Source organism: Shewanella surugensis (assembly GCF_023284005.1).
Taxonomy (GTDB): domain Bacteria; phylum Pseudomonadota; class Gammaproteobacteria; order Enterobacterales; family Shewanellaceae; genus Shewanella; species Shewanella surugensis.
In genome coordinates this window covers 1-11378 of sequence record NZ_JAKIKS010000147.1, presented here as the reverse complement: position 1 = coordinate 11378, position 11378 = coordinate 1, and the positions used below count along the sequence as shown (strand labels likewise).

13 protein-coding genes are annotated in these 11378 nt (G+C 39.2%); 8 read left to right on the top strand and 5 right to left on the bottom strand.

Features of this window, described 5'->3' with window-relative positions:
• The first annotated feature begins 249 nt into the window (after positions 1-249).
• On the top strand, positions 250-657 hold the full coding sequence (locus L2764_RS23415; RefSeq protein ID WP_248942750.1) for an LETM1/MDM38 family protein: 408 nt from the start codon (positions 250-252) through the stop codon (positions 655-657).
• Positions 658-812: 155 nt separating this feature from the next.
• On the opposite strand, the gene L2764_RS23410 is transcribed toward L2764_RS23415, so the two are convergent.
• Complete coding sequence (locus tag L2764_RS23410; RefSeq protein ID WP_248942748.1) at positions 813-1490, bottom strand: gamma-glutamylcyclotransferase; 678 nt, start codon at positions 1488-1490, stop codon at positions 813-815.
• 289 nt (positions 1491-1779) lie between these two features.
• On the opposite strand from L2764_RS23410, the gene L2764_RS23405 reads away from it, so the two are divergent.
• The gene (locus tag L2764_RS23405; RefSeq protein ID WP_248942744.1) at positions 1780-2406 is read left to right on the top strand and encodes a hypothetical protein; all 627 of its coding nucleotides are present in this window, start codon (positions 1780-1782) and stop codon (positions 2404-2406) included.
• Here L2764_RS23405 and L2764_RS23400 read toward each other — a convergent pair.
• On the bottom strand, positions 2403-2870 hold the full coding sequence (locus L2764_RS23400; RefSeq protein WP_248942743.1) for a CopD family protein: 468 nt from the start codon (positions 2868-2870) through the stop codon (positions 2403-2405). The genes L2764_RS23405 and L2764_RS23400 overlap by 4 nt on opposite strands.
• A gap of 389 nt (positions 2871-3259) precedes the next feature.
• A complete protein-coding gene (locus L2764_RS23395; RefSeq protein WP_248942741.1) occupies positions 3260-3511 on the bottom strand; it encodes a hypothetical protein in 252 nt (83 codons plus the stop codon).
• A 528-nt stretch (positions 3512-4039) separates the two neighbouring features.
• On the opposite strand from L2764_RS23395, the gene L2764_RS23390 reads away from it, so the two are divergent.
• Positions 4040-5755: an FAD-binding protein gene (locus L2764_RS23390; protein ID WP_248942739.1), complete on the top strand. Its 1716-nt coding sequence runs from the start codon at positions 4040-4042 to the stop codon at positions 5753-5755.
• 211 nt (positions 5756-5966) lie between these two features.
• Here the strand turns inward: L2764_RS23390 and L2764_RS23385 are convergent, their stop codons facing one another.
• The gene (locus tag L2764_RS23385) at positions 5967-6839 is read right to left on the bottom strand and encodes a LysR family transcriptional regulator (protein WP_248942737.1); all 873 of its coding nucleotides are present in this window, start codon (positions 6837-6839) and stop codon (positions 5967-5969) included.
• Between the two features lie 156 nt (positions 6840-6995).
• On the opposite strand from L2764_RS23385, the gene gstA reads away from it, so the two are divergent.
• From gstA to L2764_RS23360, 5 genes are all read left to right on the top strand, one after another.
• Entirely contained in the window at positions 6996-7598 is a 603-nt protein-coding gene (gene gstA, locus L2764_RS23380; RefSeq protein ID WP_248942736.1) for a glutathione transferase GstA, read from the top strand.
• Between the two features lie 91 nt (positions 7599-7689).
• Positions 7690-8241 (top strand): cytochrome b, encoded by a 552-nt coding sequence (locus L2764_RS23375; RefSeq protein WP_248942735.1) that lies wholly within the window; start codon positions 7690-7692, stop codon positions 8239-8241.
• Positions 8242-8532: 291 nt separating this feature from the next.
• The gene (locus tag L2764_RS23370; RefSeq protein WP_248942733.1) at positions 8533-8982 is read left to right on the top strand and encodes a hypothetical protein; all 450 of its coding nucleotides are present in this window, start codon (positions 8533-8535) and stop codon (positions 8980-8982) included.
• A 175-nt stretch (positions 8983-9157) separates the two neighbouring features.
• Positions 9158-9853 (top strand): HupE/UreJ family protein, encoded by a 696-nt coding sequence (locus L2764_RS23365; RefSeq protein WP_248942732.1) that lies wholly within the window; start codon positions 9158-9160, stop codon positions 9851-9853.
• A gap of 81 nt (positions 9854-9934) precedes the next feature.
• On the top strand, positions 9935-10582 hold the full coding sequence (locus tag L2764_RS23360) for a hypothetical protein (RefSeq protein WP_248942730.1): 648 nt from the start codon (positions 9935-9937) through the stop codon (positions 10580-10582).
• 87 nt (positions 10583-10669) lie between these two features.
• On the opposite strand, the gene L2764_RS23355 is transcribed toward L2764_RS23360, so the two are convergent.
• Positions 10670-11218, bottom strand: coding sequence for a nucleotidyltransferase family protein (locus L2764_RS23355; RefSeq protein WP_248942728.1), 549 nt, complete (start codon positions 11216-11218; stop codon positions 10670-10672).
• Positions 11219-11378: the final 160 nt, after the last annotated feature.

Below are 11378 nucleotides of genomic sequence, written 5' to 3'. Positions count from 1 at the left end.
TCGATTATATCGCACACTGTTTGGAACAATTATCCTCTCCCAACTGCGACCTCAATAGTCTCTTACCCTGGCACGTTAAACTAAGCAAGGCGTAGTTCGCCGGACGCTCACCGCCAAAGTTCACCCGTTTCTAGATAATAAAATATTTATCACCTATCGCCCATTTTAGGGAATATTTTTAAAGACTCTTTAACCTAAATTAGCTTATTTTTAATAGCCTTAATGTCACGGCTATGAGACAATCTAACGATGAAAATTTATGCTCATGTACATAAAGCCCCAGTTCGTGTATTTCGAATTGGGCGACGCCGAGCTTGGATGCGTTTGAAGCGTGATATGCTGTTAATTAAAGAAGCCTTGTCTCAAGAAAAACAAGAAACAAAAGACATGCTGATCACTTATAAGCGATACACTCAAAAACAAGCCTCTCATGAAGAGTTAGCCAAAGCGAATAAGCAATTTGCCGATTTGTTGAAAAGCTTAGGCTTAGGCGTGTTTGCCGTGTTGCCTTTTGCCCCACTCACTATCCCCTTAATTGTAAAATTAGGTAAGTGGGTCGGTGTAGAGGTTTTACCTAGCTCTTTTAGTAATCTTGCAGAAAAAAGGCCAAAAAGACGTCATCGTATCAGCTCAAAATCTAAACTAAAAGGAGAGTAGAATCTCAACTTAATCAGCTCATTCAACCTAACCTAGAACGAAGATCAAGGATAAGATCTCATCTCCCCTCAATAAAGGAATATTGGATCTCGTGAATACCCTTTATTGAGCGTGAGCCTCTGAAGCATTAACATGAGCCTAATGAGAAACCACTGCTATTTCCCCAAAGCTTGCTTCAATTCGCTCATCGCAACATCATGAATCCCCAGTTCACTTAAACGATCGACAAGTTGGAATAAGTAATCGCTATTTTGACCCAAAGGACCCGATGCGATGCCTAAAGAGTGGCTCACTTGGGCCCGTGATAAGCCCGGTAAATAATTATCATGAGATTTGTTCATCGTAAACGTTAACGCGGGGAGCACCTCTTTGGATGAAGTTATAATCTCTACCCACGTGGGAACATAGACCCCTGTGAGCATTTCTCTATTCCAGAGTAATTCAAGTTCATTTTTCACCTCGCCGACAGGGATTTGGTAGCCTAAGCCTTCACATTTTCCTCCTTCTTCAATCCCAAGCATTAATGCTGGAACCGCACTGGTACCTCGCGCTATCACATCGCGAATACAAAATTTCCGATGAAATCCATCTAAAGTACAAGGCTCAACTTGATCAAAATGAAAGGTTGGATTCCACATTAATGAACCATAAGCGAAAATCCATAAAGGTTGATCTTTCAAATAAGAAGATAAGGTTTGTTCTAATAACGCTTGCCTTGCCTCTTCATCTAATAAGCTTAATTCACCTGAGTCTATCCTTTCTTGTAGCCATTCAGGTAACGGCTGAGACTTTAACGTATCACGAGTTAGCGCCCACTTCTTTTTTTTCGACATATCACCTCTCCCTGTTATCTCTCCATGTCACTCTTTAAGCTTGAATATCAACATCTCAAAATAAGAGCTTTCTACCTTTATTTAAGTATATACCCAAATCTATTGAAAATGGCTGCGGTATATCCATATCCCCCACCAGCATCGGTCACTCTATCGTGACAGAAAAACGTTTTAGTCAATATTTATTACAAAAGTGACAACAAAAGCATTTTATGGAAGACTAACGCCTTACATATAGTTAATATTTAACTCACAATAGCAACTTAAAAATTCATAGAGGTTAGGTTTTATGATAGGTATGACTCAAAATAACGCTTTATCAGCCTATTTTATTGACGATATTAATCAGGAAGTTGCTTTTAATCAATTAGCACACAAAAACATAAAGCAAGAACACATTGAAATAGAATGGCTCATCAATAAGCTATTCTCTGACGAAGCCGTCATTAAAGCGATGGAGATAACCAATAGCCTTATCCATATCGATCAAATGGAGACCATTAAGCTCACACAAACGCATTTACAACAAATAAAACGCCACATCTTTGATTTAACGACATTAGCAGGACAAGCAAACGCTGCTGAATTTAACCTGAGTACCAATGCACACGGCATTACCCAATTTAAAATAGGACCCTATGTGATAAGTACGATCGACGAGAATAATAGACTGACTCGTAAAAGTACTGCTCAGCAAAATGACAACGGAGATAATGAATATGGTGATAGTGGCAATACTGGTAGTGGAAATAATCGCAATGAGACTCATGCGAACCCATTAACCCCTATCCCCCATCGATATATCATCAGCGACACTCATTTTTCAAGGGCTCGTAGCCAAGCACTCACTGCCCATCCTCAAAACAATCAAACTCAATATCCTAAAACGATGCTCCAAGCATTACGAATACGTTAAAGATTGGAATTGATGCTCCATAAAAATAACCAACCAGTGCGAAAAGAAACCCCGACCACCACAAATAAAATCGAGAAAATCGTCACAGGAATAATGTGCAGCGCCATGTCAATTAAGTTATCTTCTGACAATTTAGGAATAACACGCAACCTCGCATCAAGCGCAAAAGCAAGGGTTAATGCCAATAACGTCAACTTGGCTAAAATACCTCTGGATAACGGGTTTGACACATCAAACCACAAAAACACATCCGGCACTAACTGATAGGCAAGCATCAGCCCCGTTACGACTTGGATAATCAGCGCCGGCATAGCCACTTTTTCATAAGCCGATTCAAAAGAGAGTAGTGTCTCAGGTGAACGTTTTCGCAGTACGTCGGGTAAAATAACCAAAGACAATACAATATGTCCTCCCGTCCAGATAGTCGCAAATAAAATATGCGTGACTAATAACATACCGTACATATTACATGATCTCCCAATCGAATGTTCTACAAGGTTTCTTCCATAAACCAATACATGACTCCGCCGATCCAAATCGTCTCACGCGCTCTAATACAGCAAAATCATCTACGACTGGATCCCTTAGGGTGATACAATAGCCATCCCCTTTAATAAAAAGTCACTTAAACAAAAACGACTTAAATACACATTATTAATGACATAAAACCCATGATAAAACCTTGGGTGAGTTCACATAATAACAACTCGTATCACCATTAATAAAATAGGCAGGATCAAAACTAAAAAGATAACTGGGAAGATAAACAGTGGGAAAAATGAAGATAAGAACACAACAAGAATGAAAGCGCTGACAACGAATACACTCAATAGCGCTCGGACACTGACATTAATTAAACTTTCTTTTTACTCGGCTGCCGTACCAGTAAGATCACACCTAATGGGCCAAAAATAACCCCTTTAAGCAAACCTAAAACAGGAGTGCCTTTTTGCTCGCCTAAGCGCACACTGTAAACCACCGACGGCAGCCACAGTAATAACAGTAACAGTGTGATCCACATAAGTTTCATCAGTCCCATCTGTATCAGTGTCGTAAATAATACTTCCCCCATGCCTTCCTCCTTGGTGCTTGTATCAATAATCATCCTCGCTTCTTTTTCACTGCTGATTTAAAGAAGCTCATCCTTCAAAGTCTATTGAGTACACGTTCAATAAGAAAATGAAGGCACAATCTTTAATCTTATAACTTAAGGGAAGAAAAACAACGACCCAAATAGGCTAATTTAACCTGAACTCGGCAAGATATATTAAGGACAATATCCTCAATAGAAGTGGAACAACGTTGAAGTTATGGGTATAAAACAATTGAAACTTTCATGCTGATTTAGCTCAATGAGTTTGTAGTGAACAGTTCGCTCATACTCTAATATTTAGATTTAAATTTAAATCAACAAGTTAACCTAGATCGATTTGAAAAACAACTGAGGGTTCGTCAGTCCTCAAAGTCATTGCCAACTCACTTTAGGCGTTCAGGTTAATGACCTTAATTTGTTTATTGCTAAATCATCTAAATTGATTATCTTCAGATAGTTTAGATATATATTGATATTTATCACGATATGTTAATGAGTTTCATTTTAGAATGAGTTCTACAGTAATCTTAGGGTAATAGTATGGATCCACTATTAAAATGCTTAATTGAGACAGTCGGAAGTTCAGCACAGGTATTATCGACTAAAAAGGAGTTAGCTCCCTATCTCAGAGGTACTGAGGGATTTGATAAACTCGCCAATAAAAAACGGCACTTATTCGCCGTCATTCAGCCAAACAATACTCAAATCATTGATGATATTGTTAGCTTAGCCAATACACTCTCGCTTAAAAACAACTCAAGTTTTGTGTTATACCCTATTTGCAGTGGTCGAAATTGGGGATATAACACCAGTCAACCCGCAGCCATTATACCTCATGCGGTTATCTTAGATCTGTCAACGCTTAGCCATATCAAACTCAATAAATCGCTTGGATTAGTCACAATTGAGCCCGGCGTCACACAAGCACAACTGAGCCAGTTTTTGATTGCTGCAGGAGACGAATTCATGGTGCCCGTTACGGGAGCAGGCCCTGATTGTGCCATTATGAGTAATGCATTAGAGCGGGGGTATGGGATCACCCCAAACCAAGAGCATTTTAGTGCCGTCACGGCTTTAAAAGGAATATGGGGGAACGGAACAAGTTATCGCTCAGCCGTTAATGAGTTAGACCAATCTGGTACCGATCTGGTTGATAAAACATTCAAATGGGGCATCGGTCCTTATATGGATGGATTATTTACCCAATCAAATTTCGGTATTGTAACCGAAATGACCCTCAGACTAGCCTATCGTCGTAAGGGGTTTATTGCCTTTTTCATTCAAGTCAAAAGTGACGATCAACTTGAGGCCGTGGTACCACTCATTCACCAAACATTAAGGGATTATGAAGGCATTGTAGGCTCCATTAATCTAATGGATAAACGCCGTGTAATTTCCATGTTTGCTGACAATCCCAATGGTCCTGATGCCCACATCACCCTATCAGATGAGAATATTGTCGCCGCAACCGAAAAAATGGATACGCCCGCATGGACCCTTGTCGGTAGCCTGTATGGCACAGAAGCCATAGTGAATACCGCTAAAAAAGAAATTATACAAATATTTAAGCAGACACCCTGCAAGATGCTGTTTTCGGATAGTTTACTGATTAAGCTAGGTGATAAGCTTCTCAACAAACTGCCCCATTTCGTCATCAACCTTTCAAGCGCTTTATCCATCGCTAAAGCGCAAATCCACTCGTTTAATAAAGGCAAAGAAATCATGCTTGGGCGACCAAACCCAGTGGCACTAAAACTCGCATATTGGCGCAATAAAAACACCATGGTAGCTCATTCACTTTCCAATGACGCGCCCTTATCGCCCGGAAAAGATGGCTGTGGCCTATTATGGTATGCCCCGCTTGTCCCAATGAATACGGTGGCAATGAGGAAGTATGTCAATTTTATTCGTGAAATATGCCCTAAACACAATATAGAGCCTTTTATCACCTTCACCAATTTACGCTACGATTGTATCGACAGCACTATCCCTATCGTGTTTGATTTATCCAATCCCAAGGCAGTTTCTGATGCACATGACTGTTTAAAAGAACTCGTTAATGAAGGACTAAAACTCGGTTTTGTCCCCTATCGACTCAATATTGATCAACAACATTGGCTACTCGATGGTACGACGCCTTTTTGGCGAGTCGTCGATCAGCTGAAATCCGTTTTAGATCCCAATGATATCATCAGCCGTGGACGCTATAACCCCAAAGAGAGAATATTATTAGAGGTTAATAAGCTTACTAGTTAGGAATGTTTATTGATCATTAACCATGGCACTTTATCGACGTTAAAATCGATTGCCCTTATTATATGAATTTAGGCACCAATCCTATTTCAATATGATTGGTATGACTTAAAACCGCATAACAATAAAGTGTCATATTTGAATGAAACGCCATAAGACCTTAAGCACTTGCCATTACTCATAGTCAACTTAATTGAATACTTGGGGATAATCGTTAGCTTAAAGACTCTAATAAATATTGATAAAAAGCATTTATTTTTGGATTATGTTTAAGATCTTTATGATAAACGAACCAGAGCACTTCTTCCTCTTGCTTAAAGTCAAGTTCAAGTGCTTGTAAGTTTTTATGCTGCTTCGCTTCGTACTCAGTCATAGAGCCTATGGCTATTCCTTTAACAACCACCGAATGTAAGTCCGTAAACAAATTACTCTGGTAAATGATTTGTTCATTTTTCAAATGCTGTAAAACATCTTTAACGAAAGTAATACTTTGCTTTATTCCACTAGGCATAGCCCAAAAATGTTGATTATATTCCAACGGATCGCGAGGCAAACCATATTTTTCAATGTAATCATTTGATGCATAATAATCAACATTCAAATTCATGAGTTTTTTAACAATAATATCCGGACCGATAGGTTGTGGTCCAACTCTTATCGCAATATGAGTAACACCCGATTCGATCGGGATCGTTTTTTCTGTCACAATCATTTGAATACATGTTTTGGGATAAGCGCCACGAAATCCTTCCAAAGCTTGATTCAGTAAAGGAGCATAACCATTTAACGTTGTGATCCTCAAATGACCATGATGATTTTGATCTACACTACTTAAGTCATCAATCAATCGATTAAACTGACTTCCGATCTCAGGTAGTTGTGTCAACATCATTTTTCCAGCATCAGTCAATTGATATCCTCTTTGATGACGGATGAAGAGTTTAATGCTGAGCGCCGCTTCAAGCTGATTCAATCGCCGTAATACCGTAGTATGATTCATATTGAGTACACTTCCTGCTCTCGTCAGCGTACCTGATTGAGCTACTTGCAAAGCAATCCTAAAATCATCCCAATTCACCTGCATCATGTAAGCCTCCTTTTAGTTGTGCATATTTGCACAACTATTGTACTTTTTAGATTATTTATTCACAACTCAAGAAAGCGTAAATTACTCTTAGCCTTTGACAACGTCTGTTCATTCAAATAAATGACGTTATCACTAAATTAAAATAAGGAAGTCACAATGAAGTTATACTATAGCCCAGGAGCTTGCTCACTTGCTCCCCATATTATCTTATGTGAACTCGGTATCGAAGTTGAATTAGTTAAAGTTGACTTTCATACCAAAGTGACTGAACATGGCAATGACTTTTACCAAATTAGCACCCAAGGATGTGTACCGGCACTTCAAATAGAACCAGGTGAAGTACTCACAGAGTCGGTTGCAATACTGCAATATATTGCCGATCAGCACCCTCAAGCAGGTTTAGCGCCACAAAATGCCACCTTAGCAAGAGCCCGCCTACAAGAAGTGCTTAATATGCTTACCTCCGATCTACATAAAGCATTTGGGCCTTTATTTTCCCCCAGCTCAGACAGTGAAAAACAACAAGCCGTTGCAGTAATTGAAGCTAAATTGGGCTTTATTAATCATATGCTAAATACACGTTCTTACGTTATTGGCGATAACTTCTCCATTGCCGACGCTTACTTATTCGTGCTTCTAAGCTGGGCAATACCAACTGGGATAGATTTAAATCAATGGCACAACCTTGCTGTATTCTTTGGTCGTATAGCCGAGCGAGCCAGTGTTCATCAAGCCATGCAGGCTGAAGGGTTAATATAAAAATACCTCAGTCGTGTGTTTAACATCAATAAATTGATGTTAAACACCTATCCCTCAAACGTTAAAACGTACACTTCATAGAGATGTTAATATGAACTCCCCCACTCCACTAAATAAATATTCTTTCGTATTACGTATGCTACATTGGGCTAGCGCGCTCATTATTGTATCTTTGTTAATATTAGGTTTTTATATGGCCGATATCGCTCCTGATGCAAGTAACAAATATGATTTATACCCTTTGCATCAAGCTTTTGGCATGATTTTATTACTATTGATCTTATTTCGTCTACCTGTCCGTATCAAAGGAGTTCATCCCAAACCCGCTCCTCATTTAAAGCAATGGGAACATACACTGGCTCAGCTAGTGCATATTTTATTATACCTTGCCATGATAAGCATGACGCTATCAGGTTACTTGATGAACTCCACCTATGAATATAGCCAAGGTATAAAGATGTTTGGCCTATTTACCGTTCCAGATATCACACCTAAAAGTGAATATTGGAGCAATATATTTCATTCTATCCACAGTTTTTTTGCTTGGTCATTCATTCTACTATTAATCGCCCATCTAGCGGGTGTATTTAAACACAGAATACTCGATGGAAAAGAACATGACGTTCTGCAACGTATGTTGTGAGCAGCCTAAAAACAAGAGTGGCAACCCTATTTGTCATTCTATCCCCCATCCGACAGTAGGGATCCTTAAAAGGTATGCTTTAAAAGAACATTGATACTGGTTTATACGATACAGCCATAGAGCAATACTCAGTCGAATTTTTAAATCACATCCATAACAATAAACATTAATAATTAAAAATGATAACAAATTACTTCCAAGTGCTATTAATATCTGGTTTAATCCCTCTCATAAAATTCATCGGGATCTGACTCACTGAACACTCAGCATTCACCGCTTAGGCTATTACCATTGCCTAACCACAATGTAAAATTCACTCGCACTATTTTACTGGTGATATTGGTGTGTCAATTGTTGACGCTAACTCAGGCTTTCTCTGTCCAATACCCTAATGGCTTACACCCTATGGGTACTGATATTGATCACCATCATAGCCATGATTATCATGAGCAAAAACAACCAGATGTTAACCCATTAAAGCCTGTTCCTCATCAGCAGTATGCACAAACAAGTCTCCACACAGGTCATTCCATTTCTTTGGTTCAATCAGATAATCCATCAGAGTGGTCTGACGCTGCTGAACATGAGCATACCAACCATGCTCATACTCCTGTACACCCATCAATAGAGTCCGTCTTTGTCAGCCCGTTTTTTCACTCAGACACCCTCTTTGATGATGTTATCACTTACCAGAACTGCCTTTACACCCCCCCTTTACCCCCTCCGCACGGCTTTCACTAGATGAATTGCTGTTATTATAATCTTTCATGAAACACCTATATCGTCATAATAACGGTAAGTAATCCATAAAATTCAATCTATAATCATTGAGTGTTCTGCTGAGCCTCTGTTTCATGCTGATATCACCCTCAATGTATCGTTTTATACCAGAAAGACAACAATTGGAGTCAATCTAATGAGCCAATCTGTGGCTAATATTCTTAAATTAATGATCATTTTTTTAGGCGTATTCACTTCCTTTTCTCTTTTCGCCCATGGCGTCGATAAGGGAACTCAGCAATTTTTAATCTTAAATGAAGGCGTTGCTATTATTCCTTTTATTTATATCGGCGCTAAACACATGGTGACGGGCTATGATCACTTGCTTTTTTTAGTCGGAGTGATCTTTTTTCTCTACCGAAGCAAAGATGTCCTACTCTATGTCAGCTTATTTACCTTAGGTCATAGTTTAACGTTACTGTTTGGCGTTCTCAGTAATATCCAAATGAACCCTTATCTTATCGATGCCATTATCGGTTTCTCTATTGTTTATAAAGGCTTTGATAATCTAGGTGGCTTTAGACAAATTTTTGGGTTTCAACCCAATACCCAAGTTGCAGTGATGATTTTTGGCTTGTTTCATGGATTTGGATTAGCCACAAAAATCCAGGCTTTTAATTTGCCAGAACAAGGCCTTATTCCTAATATATTGGCCTTTAATGTGGGAGTAGAAATAGGTCAGTTCTTGGTTTTAGGGATCATTCTTATTTTGATGAATATTTGGCGACGCCATAAAAGCTACCTGCAATTTTCAACGGCCACCAATACTTTATTGATGAGTGCAGGGTTAATGCTCATCGGCTTTCAGTTAACCGGTTACCTCGTAGGCTAACGCCACAAAGAGATTAATAGAACAAATAAGCTTACCGCAACAATAACAAGATAAATATAAAAAACAGTATTAGGACACACCATGAAAACAAATGAAACGCATAAAAAAGACAGCATGAATATCCTTCCCGTTCATTCTACTGCCAGCTTAATAAAGGCCAGTATCGCGGCGACACTTATCGCTAGTATTTTACTCGTTTTAATCATTCTGCCCAGTGAGTACCATATCGATCCCACAGGCTTAGGGCAATATTTAGGCCTCACAGACATCGCTGAAGCTTCAACCTCAACAATGGCCCCGACTCAAACCCCAACTAAAAATAAGGTCACATCGTCAACACTTGAACAAACCATTCAAACAGTTCCAACAATTGAAACGCTAACCGACATTATCCAAGCTAGAAGCACACTCAGCGTCAGAAGTGACATCATTGATATTGTCATTCCAGCCAAAAAAGGACTCGAGTATAAGTTACTTATGGATAAATTCACTCACTTAACATATGAATGGCGCACAGACGGTGAGCCACTCTATTTCGATTTTCATGGTGAGCCTAAAGGCGATAAAACGGGCTATTTTGAGAGTTTTTCTATCACCACCTCTACTCAAATGAAAGGCTCACTGACAACCCCTTTTGCGGGATCTCATGGCTGGTATTGGAAAAACCAGACCAATGACCCCATCACGGTCACCTTATCCACCAAAGGAGATTACACCATTAAAGGCTAACTTATCTTTTTGGGCAATGGCGTTATATTTGAACACTATTGCCCCCCATCTCGCTTAAATGACTAGAATCGCTAGAATGAATGCTTATTAAGAAGATGATGGACAATAAACGGTTAACTGAGGCCAATGTGTAAGCCAGCGTTTTGAGCTTACCCGCTCATCAAAGATGTCCCGTGAACGGTTAGGATTATGCGTCACTAATAGTTGAAAAAGTGATTCAAAACCAAAAGCAGCAATACATTCATAAGTATCACTTTCTAATTGGCGAATGGCCACAGCCGTTTCTTTTTCAGGCCAGAAACGCATAGCATCCCGTATATTTAAATAGGGCCTATCACCGTTTCTGATATGTATTAATGCTTGATTGCGAACTTGCCAATTGACTTCTGGCATTAGCCTCACCAGCTCAGCTTCCATGACTTTATCATTGTCTGAATTTAATGCCGCATCATCAAAATAAATGACATCAATATCATTAAGGGGTGTTGAAATTGATTTCTTATGCAGATGATCCCACACTAGATTACGCACAAAACCCGCGGCGATGTAACCATCTGGCAAGTTGAGACTGGCAGCACATTCAAGCGCCTTAAGCCTCATAAGATCTTGTTTAATCCATGTAATAATTCTATCCATACGACACCTTATTCATTCTATTATTTTTATCTACCCAAGCTCATTGAAGATGAGCTATAGTCGTTTCTGGTGTATGAGGATAAAGCATTGCGATGTAACCTGTTAATTGATCTTGGCCGATCAACAATTAACAAAAGGAACATCGCAATGACTAAAAATG